Genomic DNA, 15,823 nt, shown 5'->3' on the forward strand with positions numbered 1-15,823 from the left:
GTTCAAGAGCTACGAGGTCCATGACCCCAGTCTAGTAGCTCACCGTCTCGATGAAACCCGCGACACCGGCGACGATCATGACGATGATGAGAGACCCCGTGCACAGAATGGCGACGCGCGCGAGGAAGCCCTCCTTCGTGTGGGTGCTCAGCTCACGCACGAACGACGCGAACATGCTGACGACCAGAACGATCGCGAGCCACGAGAATCGCATGCCCTCGGGAGCGAAGATCGCGGCGAGAACGGAGAGCACGAGAGCGGCTGACCACACGATCAGCTGACCGACGAGGGCCGGGCTGCGAGCGGGTACGGGCTGCTGGGTCACGATTCCATTGTGCAGCACGTCACACCGGAAAGCCTCCGTTTACACTGGAAATCACACGCGGGAGGCTCCCCTTGGCACACGTGATCATGCTTTCGCCCGACGAATCGGGGGCGCTGCCCGCGCTCGAACTGCTCAGCCACTCGGTGCAGAGGATCCCCTCGAACCCGGCCTCGCTCGTCAACGCTCCGTCCGCCGATCTCATCTTCGTCGACGGGCGCCGCGACCTCGCGCAGGCGAAGGCGCTCTGCGCAATTCTGCACACCACGGGTGTGGACTCCCCCGTCGTGGCGATCGTGACGGAGGGCGGTCTCACGGCGATCTCCGCGGAGTGGAGCATCGACGACGTGGTGCTGGACAGCGCCGGTCCGGCGGAGGTCGACGCGCGGATCCGCGTCGCGCTCGGGCGGTCGGCCGAGCCGCGGCATCCCTCCACCATCTCGACATCGGGGCTCGTCATCGACGAGGCGAGCTACTCCGCGAAGGTGCAAGGGCGCCCCATCGACCTCACGTTCAAGGAGTTCGAGCTGCTGCGCTTTCTGGCGGCACACCCCTCGCGGGTGTTCACGCGTGAGCAGCTGCTGAGCGAGGTGTGGGGCTACGACTACTACGGTGGGAGCCGCACCGTCGACGTGCACGTGCGACGGCTTCGTGCCAAGCTCGGCGACATGGAGCAGCTGATCGGAACGGTGCGCAATGTGGGCTATCGATTCAACGCTGCAGAGGGAGAGGTGTCGGATGCTGCACGAGCGTAGCTACCCCGAGGAGCAGACCGCTCTCGAACGAATCATCTCGGCGGCGGAGTCCGTCGACGGACAGCCGCCGTTCAGCGATCAGTCTCTCGTTGAGGCGCGATCGGGCGCGCGGCGCCTCCTCACCGTCGAGCAGGGCGGCGATTCTGTCGGAGTCGCGATCGCGCGGGATGCCGACCCCGCCGAGTTCGAGCTCGTGATCGACCCGGAGTTCCGAGGACGTGGCCTCGGCGGCAGGGCGGCTCGGGAGCTGGCCTCGCGTTACGACGGAACGGTTCAGACGTGGGCTCACGGCGATCACCCCGCCGCGGCGCACCTGGCCGAGGCACTGGGCTGGGACCGCGTGCGAACCCTGTATCAGCTCCGGATGCCGCTCGAGACTGCCCCGCCGGCGGAGAGGTTCGATACCTTCGACCGTGAGCGCGACGCAGATGCCTGGGTACGCGCGAACGCGCTGATCTTCGCGGACCACCCCGAGCAGGGCCGCGTGACCCGAGCAGACCTCGAGTCACGCATGGCCGAACCCTGGTTCGACGCGGGCGACTTCCTCGTCGTGCGATCGGAGTCCGGGGAGATCCTCGCGTACAACTGGCTCAAGATCACCGGCGAGGTCGGCGAGATCTACGTGCTCGGCGTGCACCCGGATGCCGCGGGCCAGGGCCTCGGACGGCGCCTGACCGAGGCGGGACTCGCGCGCATGGTCGAGCGCGGATGCTCCGTCGCGGCGCTGTACGTGGACGGTGAGAATGAGCGCGCCGTGCGCCTCTATCGCTCGACGGGCTTCGACGACCACACGATCGACGTGCAGTACCTCCGTCGACGCGCGTGAATTCTGGGCGAACACCTCGCCCCGCGGCATCCCTAATGTCAGGATAAGAAAATGGCCTCCACTGATTTCGTCAACGACTCCGCACTCGACCGCGATGACGACGACTTCGACCCCATGGTCGGAGACGAGGATGCCGGCCTGCCCGACGGCCGCTACCTCGACCGCGAGATCAGCTGGCTCGCGTTCAATCAGCGCGTGCTCGAGCTCGCGGAGGACCCGACGACGCCACCGCTCGAGCGCACCAACTTCCTCGCGATCTTCGCGAGCAACCTCGACGAGTTCTTCATGGTGCGGGTCGCGGGGCTTCGCCGACGCATCATGACCGGAATCGCGGTGCCCACGAACGTCGGCCGCTCCCCCAACGACGTGCTCGATGAGATCTCTGAGCGCGCCCACGAGCTGCAGAAGCGCCACGCTGCCGTCTGGCACGACGACGTCGAGCCGCAGCTCGCGGCGGCGGGAATCACGATCGTGCGCTGGGACAGCCTCGATGCGAGCGACCACGAGTACCTCACGCAGTACTTCGCCGACCAGATCTTCCCGGTCCTGATGCCGCTCGCCGTCGATCCGGCGCATCCGTTCCCCTACATCTCGGGGCTGTCGCTCAACCTGTCGGTCCGCGTTCGGAACACCAGGACCGGACGCCAGGAGTTCGCGCGCATCAAGGTGCCGCAGATGCTGCCGCGGTTCGTTCGCGTCGATCATCGCGAGAGCGTGAACAGCGTGCGCTACATTCCCCTCGAAGATCTCATCTCTCAGCACCTCGGCGACCTGTTCGCCGGGATGGAGGTCATCGATCATCACGTCTTCCGCGTCACGCGCAACGAAGACATCGAGATCGAGGAGGACGAGTCCGAGAACCTCATCCAGGCTCTCGAGCGCGAGCTGCTGCGTCGCCGGTTCGGCCCGCCCATCCGTCTCGAGGTCACCGACGATATGGACGAGCAGACCCTCGACCTGCTCGTGCGGGAGCTCGACATCACCGACCAGGAAGTGTACCGACTCCCCGGTCCGCTCGACCTGGGCGGGCTCTTCGAGATCGCGTCGATGCCGAGGCCCGATCTGAAGTACCCGCGCCGGGTTCCGAACACCGCACTCGACTTCCGCCCGCCCGAGCCGAACGGCAAGGCCGATCTGTTCGCAGCGATCTCACGTCGCGACGTGCTCGTGCATCACCCGTACGAGTCCTTTGCGACGAGCGTGCAGGAGTTTCTGGAACAGGCGGCCGCTGATCCGAACGTGCTCGCCATCAAGCAGACGCTCTACCGCACCTCGGGCGACTCGCCGATCGTCGAGGCGCTGATCGACGCCGCCGAGGCGGGCAAGCAGGTGCTCGCGCTCGTCGAGATCAAGGCCCGCTTCGACGAGCAGAACAACATCGAGTGGGCGCGCAAGCTCGAGCGCGCCGGCGTGCACGTGGTGTACGGCCTCGTGGGCCTGAAGACGCACTGCAAGCTCGCGCTCGTGATTCGCCATGAAGACGGCAAGCTGCGGCACTACTCGCACATCGGGACGGGCAACTACAACCCGAAGACGAGTCGCGTCTACGAGGATCTCGGCCTGTTCACGACGAACGACGATGTCGGCAAGGACCTCACGCGACTGTTCAACGAGCTCTCCGGCTACGCGATCGAGAAGAAGTTCAACCGTCTGCTGGTCGCACCTCTGCACCTGCGCAAGGGCCTGCTGAAGCTCATCGACAAGGAGCGGAGCAACGCCGAGGCCGGAAAGCCCAGCGGCATCCGCATCAAGGTCAATTCGATCGTCGACGAGGCGATCATCGATGCGCTGTACCGCGCGAGCCAGGCGGGTGTGCCCGTCGACATCTGGGTGCGCGGCATCTGCGGGCTGAAACCGGGCGTGCCGGGGCTCAGCGAGACCATCAGAGTGCGCTCGATCGTGGGGCGCTACCTCGAGCACTCGCGGATCTTCGCGTTCGAGAACGACGGCGACCACGTCGTGTACATCGGCAGCGCCGACATGATGCACCGTAACCTCGACCGGCGTGTGGAAGTGCTCGTGAGTCTCGCTGACGAACGTCACCTCACCGAGATCGACGAGATGCTCGACCTCGCAATGGACAACGGGACCTCCTCGTGGTGGCTTGAGCCCGACGGCACGTGGACGCGGCACGCCACCGATGACGCGGGCGCGCCGCTCCGCGATCTGCAGGACGCGCTCATGGCGAAGGTCAGCAAGCGCAAGCGCCCGAGGAGCCGCCGATGACCAAGGACATCAAGAAAGCCGTCTTCGCGGCTGGAGCGATCTGTTGGCGGCTGGTCGACGGGCAGGTGCGCGTGCTCGTGATCCACCGCACGAAGTACGGCGATGTCACGCTGCCGAAGGGCAAGGTCGACCCCGGGGAGACTCTCCCGCAGACGGCTGTGCGGGAGATCAAGGAGGAGACAGGGATCACGGTCTCACTCGGTGTTCCCGTCGGCATTGCGCACTACACACTCGGCTCGGGGCGCGACAAATTCGTGCATTACTGGGCGGCGAAGGTGACAGAGGGCGCGGTGCGGCAGTCCACCTTCGTGCCGAACGGCGAAGTCGCCGCCCAGGAATGGGTGTCGATCGACCGGGCACGTCGGTACCTCAGCTACCCGCAAGACGTGGAGGTGCTCGAGCGCTTCGAATCCCTCGTGGACGAGGGCGTCACCGACACGTTTGCGCTCATCGTGCTGCGCCACGCGAAGGCCACCGCGCGCGGAGACTGGTCGGGGTCGGACGCGTCGCGCCCGCTCACCGACAAGGGCGTGCGGCAGGCGGCATCCATCGTTCCCTCACTCGCCGCGTGGTCGCCTCGCAAGATCATCACAAGCTCAGCCGTGCGCTGCGTGACCACGGTCGCGCCGCTCGCCGCCGAGACGGGAATCGAGCCGAAACGCACCGATGCGATCAGTCAGGATGCCTGGGAGAACGGCGAAAGCGATGTGCGCTCGGTCATCGGCAAACGCATCCGCAAGCGCAAGACCGCGGTGATCTGCAGTCACGGACCCGTGATTCCCGACATCCTGCGCGAGATCGCCCTGGCGACCGGCACCCTCGATGGTGCGTACCTGCGAGACGCGTCGGCACTGGGAACCGGGGAGTTCTCGGTTGTTCACCTTTCGGCATCTAACCCGGGCTCCGGCATCATCACGATCGAGACTCATTCACCTCGAGACTGATCGGATGCCTCCCGTTCACTTTGCGTTCACCCCGCTGAGGGACGCTCGTCACACGACCTGCTTAGCGTGACCAGCGGACAGGGACAGAAAACCCTGACCACGTCCTGTCATCAGCGAAAGGCACATACCTGTGAACATCAAGCGTTTCGGCTTCCCGCTCGCCGTGGCGGCCGCAGCATCCCTCGCACTCACGTCGTGCGCGGCGAATGAGAGCGCGGCGAACGGGGGCTCCGGTTCAGAGAGCTCCCTCTCCGGCACCCTCATCGGCGGGGGCGCATCATCGCAGCAGGCAGCCCAAGAGGCATGGGTCGCCGCCTTCCAGACCGACAACCCCGATGTGACGGTCGAGTACTCCCCCGAAGGCTCCGGTGCGGGCCGCGACAACTTCATCGCCGGCGCGAGCGCCTTCGCCGGTTCCGACCGCGCGTTCACGTCCGACGAGATCGCGGAGGACAACTTCGGCTCGTGCAAGCCGGGAACCGGCATCGTGGAGATCCCGGCATACATCTCGCCGATCGCAATCGTCTTCAACGTCGAGGGTGTCGACAGTCTCAACCTGGATGCCGCGACCATCGCCGGCATCTTCAAGGGCGACATCACTACCTGGAACGACGAGGCCATACAGAGCCAGAACCCTGACGCCGAACTTCCCGATCAGCGGATTACCGCCGTTCACCGCTCCGACGAGTCCGGCACCACCGAGAACTTCACGGAGTACCTGAGCGCGGCCGCTCCTGACGTGTGGGACGCCGAGCCGTCGGGCGACTGGGCCTATGACGGCGGCGAAGCCGCGCAGGGCACCTCGGGTGTCGTGGATGCCGTCAGCAACGGCACCGGCACCATCGGCTACGCGGACGCCTCGCGCGCCGGTGAGCTCGGCACCGTCTCGGTGAAGGTCGGCGAGGAGTACGTGCCGTACTCCGCTGAGGCCGCCGCCGCCATCGTCGACGCCTCGCCGTTCGCCGAGGGCCGTGAAGACGGCGACCTCGCGATCGAGCTCGACCGCACCAGCTCCGAGTCGGGCGTGTATCCCATCGTGCTCGTCAGCTACCTGATCGCCTGCAACGAGTACCAGGATGCCGCGAACGCGGAGCTCGTCAAGGCGTACCTGAGCTACGTGATCAGCGACGAGGGCCAGAAGACCTCGCAGGAGGCCGCTGGAACCGCACCGATCTCGGACAAGCTCTTCGAGGCGGCTTCCACCGCCGTGGAGAACATCAAGTAATCATCCTGTGCCCGGCGCTCCGGCGAGCGCCGGGCACAGCCCCGCCCACGACCCCAGGATGTCAACCCGAATGACTTCGCCCACAGCGTCGGCTCCGGCCCGCCCTCGCGTCAAGCAGCGGCTCGGTGACCGCGTCTTCTCCGGTTCGACCCTGACGGCCGGAACGCTGATCCTCGCTACTCTCGCCGCGGTCGCGGCCTTCCTGCTCGTTCAGGGGTTCCCCGCCATCGCCTCCGACCCGGACGACATCCCGATCCTCGGTGGCGAGTCCTTCTGGTCGTACGTGGCGCCTCTGGCGTTCGGCACGGTGTGGGCGGCGTTCCTCGCTCTTCTGATGGCTGTGCCGGTCTCGATCGGCATCGCTCTGTTCATCTCGCACTACGCGCCGCGCCGTCTCGCGCAGACGCTCGGCTACATCATCGACCTGCTCGCCGCGGTCCCGTCGGTCGTCTTCGGCCTGTGGGGCGCGAACGTCCTCGCTCCGGCCATCCAGCCCGCCTACGCGTGGCTGACGAAGAACCTCGGCTGGTTTCCGCTCTTCGCCCCGCCGGTCTCCGGCACGGGGCGCACCATTCTCACGGCCGCCATCGTGCTCGCTGTGATGGTGCTGCCCGTCATCACGGCACTGTGTCGCGAGATCTTCCTGCAGACGCCCGTTCTGCACGAGGAGGCGGCGTTGGCTCTCGGCGCGACGCGCTGGGAGATGATCCGTATGGCTGTGCTGCCGTTCGGGCGGTCCGGCATCATCTCGGCATCCATGCTCGGTCTCGGCCGTGCCCTCGGTGAGACCATGGCGGTCGCGATGGTCCTCTCGGCCTCCGGCGGAATCACGTTCAAGGTGCTGACCTCGGCGAACCCGGGCACGATCGCCGCGAACATCGCCCTCAGCTTTCCGGAGGCGTTCGGCATGAACGTCAACGCGCTCATCGCGACGGGTCTGCTGCTGTTCGCGATCACGCTCATCATCAACATGATCGCCCGGTGGATCATCGCCCGCCGCAAAGACTTCTCGGGAGCGAACTGATGGCTGCCACGACGTCCCTTCCCAACATCTACGCGAGCGGCCGCCTCGGTCGCCCGGCTCCGTGGCTCATTCTCGCCGGGTCGATGATCGTCTCGGTCGTGGCGTTCGCGCTTCTCGAGGCCGCGGGCACGACGAAGTCGTTCAACGTGACCGGCGCGATCATCGTGGGCGCTGTGCTCTTCGCCGTGCTCCTGTTCATCTCGTCGCTGTTCATCGAGGGGTCGCGCCGCGCGAAGGACCGCCTCATCACGACGCTTGTGTCGACGGCATTCCTCATCGCCCTCGCACCGCTCATCTCGCTGCTGATCACGGTGATCATCAATGGCTCAGCACGCTTCGACGCGACGTTCTTCACGTGGTCGATGCGCAACATCGTCGGCGAGGGCGGTGGCTTCGTCCACGCGATCACCGGCACGGTGCTCATGACGCTCACGGCCGCGGTCATCTCGGTGCCGATCGGCTTGCTCACCTCGATCTACCTCGTCGAATACGGTCGCGGTCCGCTCGCGCGGGCCATCACCTTCCTGGTGGACGTCATGACGGGCATCCCCTCGATCGTCGCCGGTCTGTTCGCCTACGCCGCGTTCACCCTGATCTTCGGGCCGGGAACCAAGATCGGCATGGCCGGCGCCATCTCCCTCGCGGTCATCATGATCCCCGTCGTCGTCCGATCGAGTGAAGACATGCTGAAGGTCGTCCCGAACGAGCTGCGAGAGGCCGCTCTCGCGCTCGGTGTGCCGCGCTGGCTGGTCATCCTGAAGGTCGTGCTGCCGACCGCGATCGCGGGAATCACGACCGGCGTCATGCTCGCGATCGCCCGTGTCATCGGCGAGACCGCACCGTTGCTCATCGCCGCGGGCTTCACCAACAACATGAACTACAGCCTCGTTGAGGGCCGCATGCAGAGCCTCCCCGTCGCCGTCTACAACTCCTACGTCAGTCAGGGCACGGATGCTCAGGCCTACCTGGACCGCGCGTGGGCCGGCGCTCTGACACTCATCCTCATCGTGATGCTGCTCAACATCATCGCCCGACTGATCGCTCGCTACTTCGCCCCCAAGACGGGCCGCTGAACCTAAGGAACACTGTGTCGAAGAGAATCGAAGTCAACAACCTCAACGTCTACTACGGCAGCTTCCGTGCGGTCGAGGACGTCACACTCACGATCGAGCCGCGCACAGTGACCGCCTTCATCGGGCCGTCGGGATGCGGCAAGTCGACCTTCCTCCGCACGCTCAACCGCATGCACGAGGTCATCCCCGGTGCGCACGTGGAGGGCGAGGTGCTGATCGACGGCAACAACCTCTACGACCCGGGCGTGGACCCCGTGGTGGTGCGCCGCCAGATCGGCATGGTCTTCCAGCGGCCGAACCCGTTCCCCACCATGTCGATCAAGGAGAACGTGCTCGCGGGTGTGCGCCTGAACAATCAGCGCATGTCGAAGTCCGATCAGGACGACCTGGCGGAGAAGGCTCTGCGCGGCGCGAACCTCTGGAACGAGGTGAAGGACCGCCTCGACAAGCCCGGCTCGGGTCTCTCCGGCGGCCAGCAGCAGCGCCTCTGCATCGCCCGTGCCATCGCCGTCGAGCCGGACGTGCTTCTGATGGACGAGCCCTGCTCCGCGCTCGATCCCATCTCCACGCTCGCGATCGAGGACCTCATCGAGGAGATGAAGGAGGACTACACGATCGTCATCGTGACGCACAATATGCAGCAGGCATCCCGTGTCTCGGATCGCACCGCGTTCTTCAACATCGCCGGAACCGGACAACCGGGCAAGCTCATCGAGTTCGATGACACTGAGACGATGTTCACGCAGCCGAGCGTGCAGGCCACCGAGGACTACGTCTCGGGTCGCTTCGGGTAGGTCAGACGACGATCGTCAGATGACGATCTCAGCCACGACGTCGCCGCCCGGCTTCGTGGCGTCGGGCGCGTCGATGGTCACGAGCACCTTCTGCGCGCCCGCAACGTCACCGGTCAGCACCGTCCACACCTCGGATCCGTCGTGGTCGACGTGCAGCTCACCGGCGGGTGTCGCCTTGTCGCCGGCCATGAACCACACACGGTAGTTCGAACCATCGTCGAGCTTCGCGAGGCCCTCGACGATGATGACCGAAGAGTCGAGAGATCGCGACCAGACGAGCGTCGCAGTATCGGTGTCGGTCAGAAGATCTTGTGAGCGCATGACATCGGTCTGCGCATTGATGTGCGCGAGCTGCACGGCCTGCGGAAGTTGATTTCCGTTCTCGATGAGGCCGACGAAACCGCTTGCCACGACGAACGAGAGGCCGAGCGCGGCGACGGTGACACCCATCGCGACAGGCCGCGAATACCACTTCTTCTCCGCGCGCTTGGCCGCCTTGCGCCGCGCTTTGTGCTCTTTCCAGTCGACGTCTGAGCCACGGTCGGGCGCTGTGCGACCTGACTTCGTGCTCGGCGCATCCGACGTGGATGACGCGGGGTTCTCGTTGCTCACGTTGTCCAGCTTCTCATGCGAACGCGGCAACCCCCTGAAAGCGCTGCGGCGTTCGTGATTCTCGATCGTTAACAAGAAAAGTGACCGGGCCGCAAAACGCCTCTCGGCGGAAGGCCGCTCGAAGCGGCAAATGTTGGAGCCCGGGGTTAGCGGCCCGGCCACGAAAGAGTGTAACGCATGGGACTGTTCAGTATTCCCAGGCAACGACGCCCCGTCAGTCGAGCGAATCGCGGCGCCAGAGACGCGCAGCAGACGTCAGGTCTGAGGCGAAGGTCGACAGACGCAGAGCGCGCTGAGTGAGCTCGCTCGCGCGGTGCGGCTCGGTGCTCTCGAGGTCGTCGGCGATGCTCGTGCATCCGGCCGCCGACACGCGGCAGAACGCGGCCGCGCGTTCGAGCGCGATGGTGAAGTCCCCCTCGAAGACTCCGCGGAGAATGCGGTCGGCGAGGTCGATGACCTCGCTCGGTCCGGCCGGGGTGCTCGCTCCAGCCACGACCGGATCGATCGTTCGGAGCTCTTCCGTGCCTCTCTGATAGGTCAGTCCGGCACCGTGCGGGTCGTCGCGGATGAGCATCCTCAGCAGGTAGATGCGCCACAGGCTGCCCGGCAGGCTCCGGCTCGTCGCGTTCGACCACAGCTCGGCGATCGTGTCGATGCCGTGCTCGTCGGTGTAGGTGATGAGGCGGTTCACGATCTCGGTGTCGGGGTCTTCGCGCACACGCGACAGCAGCGCCCGCGCGGTCTCGTGCGCGATGCGGCTGGTCTCGGCCGGGTCGACGCCGCCGTGGATGTTCTCGAACACGTGCGACGGGTAGCGGGCGGGCTTGTGGAAGTCTCGCGTCACGCAGGTCTCCTCATCGGTTTGGATGCCGCATCCACGGTACTCCGCGGGACATGCCCGCGTGTGGTCACAATGCACAGCGAAGACCTGTAGATTAATAGGGTCAGCGCCTGTAGCTCAGTTGGTAGAGCATCGGACTTTTAATCCGCGGGTCCCGGGTTCGAGCCCCGGCGGGCGCACAGTCTTCGGCATCGATCGTCATCGCTCCAGATCGCGAGTGCCCGGGTGTTTGCCGCCCCGGCATCCCTGGTTCACACCGTATTCACCGCGCGTGCCTAGCGTGGAGCGCACACGAGCAGACATGCTCGCCGTGCATCCGAGGGGAGGCTCGCATGAGCGATGGCCCGTACACGCAGAACGTTGCCCAGTCAGAGGAACCGCAGAACGACGAGATCGCGCGACTGAGCGATGCCGGCAGTCAGATGCTGGACGAAGGGGATGCCGAGGGCGCGATCGCGACCTGGCGCGAAGCGCTCGCCCAACTGCCGGAGCCCGCGGCGGAGAGCGCCGAAGCCGTGTGGCTGCACGCCGCCATCGGGGACGCCTTCGATCGAATCGGCGACGCCGAGGCATCCGAGCAGGCCTTTCGTCGCGCTCTCGAGACGGACGCGGGCGCCGTCGACCCCGCCGTTCGCTACATGCTCGGTCTGCTGATCGCCGAGCGCGGCGACACTGCGGAAGCCACTCCCCACCTGGCCCAGGCATACGCGCTGACCGGCAGGCGCCTCTTCGAGGGTGAGCGAGGGGATGCCGCTTGGGAGGCCCTCCACGCGGGCTGACCTCGTTCAGCCCTGCTCGACCTCGAGGAGCACCGCGGAGCCCTGTTCTGGCACGACCAGCACACGACCTGGACTGACCACTCTCACTTTGGTCTTCTCTCCCACGAACAGGGAGGTCAGCTCACGATGATCGCCGTTCATGTCGATGACGGTCACCACGCTGTACGGTCTCGTCCGCGAGTCACGGTCGAGCCTCGGGATGAACGGGTTGTGGCTGATCCAGAACGGCAGCGACTCGGCTGACGGATACGAGACGAGCGCCAGCGTCTGCGTGCCAGCCGTGGCGGGTAGCACCGTCGGCCCCGCGACCTCGGTCTCGACGAGAGCGTCTCCTCCCGTCCACGGCCGGACGGCGAGCTGGCGACCGTCGAGACGGAGCAGGAAAGCGCCGGCCGTCGTCTCCACCGCGCCGCGCAGACTCACGAGAGAACCGGGGAAGCGTCGGTTCGCGAGCTCATCGAGCGGGATCTCCCGGCTCTCACCCGTCTGCCCGTCGAGGGCCCAGACGGCGAGGTCCGCGAAATTGCCGAAGCCGAGGTACACCGGGCCGCCATCTCCGGATGCGCTCCACATGACCGGCTCTCCGAGCTCCTCAGGGCAGTCGATCGTCGACGTCCAGGTCTCGGCGCCGTCGTGGAGGGAGTACGAAGTCACGTCGCACGACGATCCGCTGCGCGACATCGCGATGAGCTGGCCGTCATAGAACATCGGGCCGCCGGCGCCCACATCGTCAGGCTCAAGCGTGCGCAGAGGCTCGTGCTGCGTCGGACTGAGCATGACCAGACTCCCCTCGGCATCCGAGACGACGGTCGACTGCGGAAGAACGCCACCCGACAGGGTCTCCCAGCGGAACGGCTGCTGCTCAGTGTGCGCCCAGTCGCTCTGCCAGGCTGTCTCCCCGTTCGGGGTGACGGACGACAGCTGGCAGCTGGCTGATGCGTCAGCCTCCTGATCGCCATCCGTCTCGGCCGCCGCGCACACGGACACGAGCACGTGCCCCTCCCGCGCGGCGACGACGAAGGCCGAGTGATCCTCGGGGACGGGGAAGGATGCGCTCCACCGCTGCTCGCCATTCGCGTCGAACATCGTGACGACGGCGGGAACCTCGTCGGGAGATCGTCTCGTGTCGGCGCTCAGGAAGACCACGCCGCCATCGTCCGTGAGGTACGCGGGACGCGTCGCACTGTGCGACCAGGTCTGCTCGACCGAGCCATCGGAGGCGTCGAAGCGTCGCACCGTCGCCTGCGTGGACTCGGACCAGCCGACGGAGTAGATCGCGCCGTCGATGACCGTGACGATGGAGGACGCATCGATCTCGTCAGTCCGCCACAGGACACCCTCCGACGCGACCGAGGTCCGGATGACGAGCGGCACAGCGATCATGATGGCGGCGAGCGCGGCGCCGCCGACCACCGCAACGTGTGACAGTCTGCCCCGAGCGCCCGAGACTCCGAGGCCGATCGCCACGGCGATCAGCAGCGCGCCGACGACGAAGGGCACAGAGCGCGGAACGATCACGCTCCACACCACGAGGGCGATGCCGAGCACTCCCGCGGCTGCTCCTGCCGTCACGGCTGTTGAGCGCGACATGCCGTTCTCCCCTCGGTCACCTCCATCGGGCGTGATGATTCTACTCGCCACGTGCGGCGAGTATCGAGGGGAGTTCTCCCCAGTCAGGACTGGCGCCGGTCAGGGCAGGCGGCGCAGCAGAATGACGTTGTCGCGGACAGTGACGTGCTCGCCGTTCGGGTCGACCGCCTCTCGGTCACGGAGCTCGGCGATCACGATGTCCCAGCCGTTGGCGGCGTCCACGGCATCCAGCTCACCCTGCACCGTGGGCATCGGCTCGTGTCGGTGGTGCTGCGACCACGGCGGCATCTCCGCGTGAGACACGATGAGCATGTGTCCGTTCGGACGCACCCAGCCGCTGAATCGACGCAGCACACCGTCACGGTCGAAATCGTCGGGTGCCTGGAGGAAGCACGCGGAGACGAGGTCCACGGGCTCCGCGGGCCGCCAATCGCTGAGATCGGCCTGCACCCAGGCGATCGCGTCGGGGTTAACGCCACGCTCGCCCGCCTCGGTCGCGGCGCGCTCGAGTGCGACCGCGGAGATGTCGACTCCCGTCACACGCCAGCCGTGGGCGGCGAGCCAGAGCGAATCGCCTCCCTCCCCACAGCCGAGATCGAGCGCGGTTCCGGGCGGCAGCCCCGTGACCGTGTCGGCGAGCGCCGCGTTGACTCGGCCCGACCACATCCGCTCGTTCTCGCTGTACCGGGAGTCCCAGTAGCTCTGGCGGTCGCCGTCGGCCTCGTGTGCGTGTGAATCAGTCATGTCGACACCAGATTAGGCCCCTGGGCCGGGCAGGTCACGGCATTCGCCGAACTCAAAGGCGGAGTGGGTAGAGTCGAGTGCTTCCATCCGCTCGTCGAGAGTACGCATGAGTTCATCCACTTCAGCTCGCCGCTCCCCCTTCGCACGTCGAACGGCGGAGGGTCCGCGGGCAACGTTCCGTCAGCTGCTGCCCTACCTCTTCGAGCACAAGGCGCCGCTCGTCGCTGCTCTCGTGCTCGGCGTACTCGGCGCTGCGGCGTCACTCGCGCAACCGCTCCTTGTCAGTCAGGTCATCCAGCTCGTCGAGAAGTCGAAGCCCCTGGACTGGCTCGTGTGGGCGCTCGTCGCGCTCGTCGTCATCTCGGCGCTGATCTCGGGCTACCAGCACTATCTGCTTCAGCGCATGGGCGAGGGTGTGGTGCTGTCGAGCAGACGTCGACTGATCGCGCGGATGCTCCACCTGCCGATCGCCCAGTTCGACGCACGGCGGACGGGCGATCTCGTCTCGCGCGTGGGGAGCGATACGACCCTTCTGCGCGCCGTGCTGACGCAGGGCCTCGTCGAAGCGATCGGCGGCAGCGTGACGTTCGTCGGCGCCCTCATCGCGATGCTCATCATCGATCCGGTTCTTCTCGGGCTCACGGCCGGAGTGATCGCGTGCTCGATCATCGTCGTCGGGGCACTCGCGGGGCGCATCCGCGTCGCGAGCGCGAAGACGCAGCAGAAGGTCGGCGACCTGACGGCGGCGCTCGAGCGAGCGATCGGTTCGGTGCGCACGATCCGCGCGTCGGGAGCGACCGCGCGTGAGATCGATGCGGTGCAGACCGAGGCCGCCGGGGCATGGCGCATGGGCGTCAATGTCGCCAAGATCTCCGCGCTCGTGGTGCCGGTCGCGGGCGTCGCGATGCAGGCATCCTTTCTCGTCGTCCTCGGTGTCGGCGGATTCCGTGTCGCCGCTGGACACATTCAGATCGCCGATCTCGTCGCGTTCATCCTGTTCCTGTTCATGATGATCATGCCGCTGGGGCAGGCCTTCGGCGCGATCAGTGCGACGAATCAGGCGCTCGGCGCACTCGGACGCATTCAGGAGATCGTGGCTCTCGAGTCCGAGACCGAGCGGGACGACGCGGTCGCGGCATCCCTCACTGACCCGGGCGTCGCAGACACTGACGCCCCCGCGATCGCGTTCGAGAGTGTCTCCTTCTCGTACCCGGATGCCGTCGCACGAGCCCACCGCGATGAGGCGGATGCTCCAGAGTCCGACGATCAGAGTGATGTCTCCGCGATCGGCGCAGACGGCGCGGTTCTCCACGACGTCAGCTTCACCGTCGAGCGTGGCAGGAGAACCGCGCTCGTCGGGCCGAGCGGCGCCGGAAAGTCGACCATCCTCGGACTCATCGAGCGGTTCTACGACGTGACGGGCGGAAGCATTCGCCTGGACGGCGTCGACATCCGCGCACTCGACCGTGACGACCTGCGTTCCCGCATCGGTTACGTCGAGCAGGACGCCCCGGTGCTCGCCGGAAGCATCCGTGACAACCTGCTCCTCGCGTCCCCTGACGCGAGCGACGCCGATTGCATTGAGGTTCTCCGCTCCGTCAACCTCGGGGATGTTCTGGATCGCAACCCGCTCGGCCTGGATGCCCCTGTCGGCGAAGACGGCATCATGCTCTCCGGCGGCGAGCGTCAGCGCCTCGCTATCGCGCGCTCCATCCTCGCTGCACCCCCGATCCTCCTGCTCGACGAATCGACGTCGAGCCTCGACGGAGTCAACGAGCAGAAGATGCGCGAGGCGATCGACGCCGTCGCCGTGGATCGCACCCTGATCGTGATCGCCCACCGGCTCTCCACCGTCGTCGACAGCGACCGCATCGTGGTACTCGATCACGGACGCGTCATCGGCACGGGCACGCACTCGGAGCTCGTCCAGGATGTACCGCTGTACCGCGATCTCGCCAAGCACCAGCTGCTTGTGTAGTTTCGGCCCGATGCTAAAGTAGGCAGTGTCCGGGCCATGATGCCCCGGTGCTCGAAAAAGGGGCACGAAGCGCGTTGCGCGAGACATATA

15 protein-coding genes and 1 tRNA gene are annotated in these 15,823 nt (G+C 66.4%); 11 read left to right on the plus strand and 5 right to left on the minus strand.

Annotated elements, in window-relative coordinates:
• Window positions 1-31: 31 nt before the first annotated feature.
• Window positions 32-325: a hypothetical protein gene (locus tag ACSAGD_RS09305; RefSeq protein WP_437582446.1), complete on the minus strand. Its 294-nt coding sequence runs from the start codon at window positions 323-325 to the stop codon at window positions 32-34.
• A 71-nt stretch (window positions 326-396) separates the two neighbouring features.
• Here ACSAGD_RS09305 and ACSAGD_RS09310 point away from each other — a divergent pair, with 71 nt between their 5' ends.
• The 8 genes from ACSAGD_RS09310 to pstB all read left to right on the plus strand — a co-directional run bounded on the left by ACSAGD_RS09310 (window position 397) and on the right by pstB (window position 9,189).
• The gene (locus tag ACSAGD_RS09310) at window positions 397-1,077 is read left to right on the plus strand and encodes a winged helix-turn-helix domain-containing protein (protein WP_437582447.1); all 681 of its coding nucleotides are present in this window, start codon (window positions 397-399) and stop codon (window positions 1,075-1,077) included.
• Window positions 1,061-1,903: a mycothiol synthase gene (mshD, locus tag ACSAGD_RS09315; protein ID WP_437582448.1), complete on the plus strand. Its 843-nt coding sequence runs from the start codon at window positions 1,061-1,063 to the stop codon at window positions 1,901-1,903. Before ACSAGD_RS09310 ends, mshD begins: the two co-directional genes overlap by 17 nt.
• 51 nt (window positions 1,904-1,954) lie before the next feature.
• A complete protein-coding gene (locus ACSAGD_RS09320) occupies window positions 1,955-4,129 on the plus strand; it encodes an RNA degradosome polyphosphate kinase (protein ID WP_437582449.1) in 2,175 nt (724 codons plus the stop codon).
• Window positions 4,126-5,073: an NUDIX hydrolase gene (locus ACSAGD_RS09325; protein WP_437582450.1), complete on the plus strand. Its 948-nt coding sequence runs from the start codon at window positions 4,126-4,128 to the stop codon at window positions 5,071-5,073. Before ACSAGD_RS09320 ends, ACSAGD_RS09325 begins: the two co-directional genes overlap by 4 nt.
• 130 nt (window positions 5,074-5,203) lie before the next feature.
• A complete protein-coding gene (locus ACSAGD_RS09330; RefSeq protein WP_437582451.1) occupies window positions 5,204-6,298 on the plus strand; it encodes a phosphate ABC transporter substrate-binding protein PstS in 1,095 nt (364 codons plus the stop codon).
• Window positions 6,299-6,368: 70 nt separating this feature from the next.
• The gene (gene pstC, locus ACSAGD_RS09335; protein ID WP_437582453.1) at window positions 6,369-7,322 is read left to right on the plus strand and encodes a phosphate ABC transporter permease subunit PstC; all 954 of its coding nucleotides are present in this window, start codon (window positions 6,369-6,371) and stop codon (window positions 7,320-7,322) included.
• Window positions 7,322-8,395, plus strand: a complete 1,074-nt coding sequence (gene pstA, locus ACSAGD_RS09340; RefSeq protein ID WP_437582454.1) for a phosphate ABC transporter permease PstA — start codon at window positions 7,322-7,324, stop codon at window positions 8,393-8,395. Before pstC ends, pstA begins: the two co-directional genes overlap by 1 nt.
• 14 nt (window positions 8,396-8,409) lie before the next feature.
• Window positions 8,410-9,189 (plus strand): phosphate ABC transporter ATP-binding protein PstB, encoded by a 780-nt coding sequence (pstB, locus tag ACSAGD_RS09345; RefSeq protein WP_437582456.1) that lies wholly within the window; start codon window positions 8,410-8,412, stop codon window positions 9,187-9,189.
• A 15-nt stretch (window positions 9,190-9,204) separates the two neighbouring features.
• Here the strand turns inward: pstB and ACSAGD_RS09350 are convergent, their stop codons facing one another.
• Complete coding sequence (locus tag ACSAGD_RS09350; RefSeq protein WP_437582457.1) at window positions 9,205-9,801, minus strand: anti-sigma factor; 597 nt, start codon at window positions 9,799-9,801, stop codon at window positions 9,205-9,207.
• A gap of 214 nt (window positions 9,802-10,015) precedes the next feature.
• Window positions 10,016-10,645 carry a DNA-directed RNA polymerase subunit beta gene (locus ACSAGD_RS09355; RefSeq protein ID WP_437582458.1) on the minus strand — a complete coding sequence of 210 codons (630 nt, stop codon included), beginning with the start codon at window positions 10,643-10,645 and terminating at the stop codon, window positions 10,016-10,018.
• A 103-nt stretch (window positions 10,646-10,748) separates the two neighbouring features.
• On the opposite strand from ACSAGD_RS09355, the gene ACSAGD_RS09360 reads away from it, so the two are divergent.
• Window positions 10,749-10,821, plus strand: a tRNA-Lys gene (locus tag ACSAGD_RS09360).
• 153 nt (window positions 10,822-10,974) lie between these two features.
• The gene (locus tag ACSAGD_RS09365) at window positions 10,975-11,421 is read left to right on the plus strand and encodes a hypothetical protein (RefSeq protein ID WP_437582459.1); all 447 of its coding nucleotides are present in this window, start codon (window positions 10,975-10,977) and stop codon (window positions 11,419-11,421) included.
• A gap of 6 nt (window positions 11,422-11,427) precedes the next feature.
• Here ACSAGD_RS09365 and ACSAGD_RS09370 read toward each other — a convergent pair whose 3' ends face one another.
• Window positions 11,428-13,011, minus strand: coding sequence for a hypothetical protein (locus ACSAGD_RS09370; RefSeq protein WP_437582460.1), 1,584 nt, complete (start codon window positions 13,009-13,011; stop codon window positions 11,428-11,430).
• A gap of 99 nt (window positions 13,012-13,110) precedes the next feature.
• Window positions 13,111-13,755, minus strand: a complete 645-nt coding sequence (locus ACSAGD_RS09375) for a class I SAM-dependent methyltransferase (protein WP_437582461.1) — start codon at window positions 13,753-13,755, stop codon at window positions 13,111-13,113.
• Window positions 13,756-13,861: 106 nt separating this feature from the next.
• Between ACSAGD_RS09375 and ACSAGD_RS09380 the strand changes: the two genes are divergently transcribed.
• Window positions 13,862-15,733 carry an ABC transporter ATP-binding protein gene (locus ACSAGD_RS09380; protein WP_437582462.1) on the plus strand — a complete coding sequence of 624 codons (1,872 nt, stop codon included), beginning with the start codon at window positions 13,862-13,864 and terminating at the stop codon, window positions 15,731-15,733.
• Window positions 15,734-15,823: the final 90 nt, after the last annotated feature.

The sequence above is a fragment of the Paramicrobacterium salitolerans genome, assembly GCF_051513965.1.
Classification (GTDB): domain Bacteria; phylum Actinomycetota; class Actinomycetes; order Actinomycetales; family Microbacteriaceae; genus Paramicrobacterium.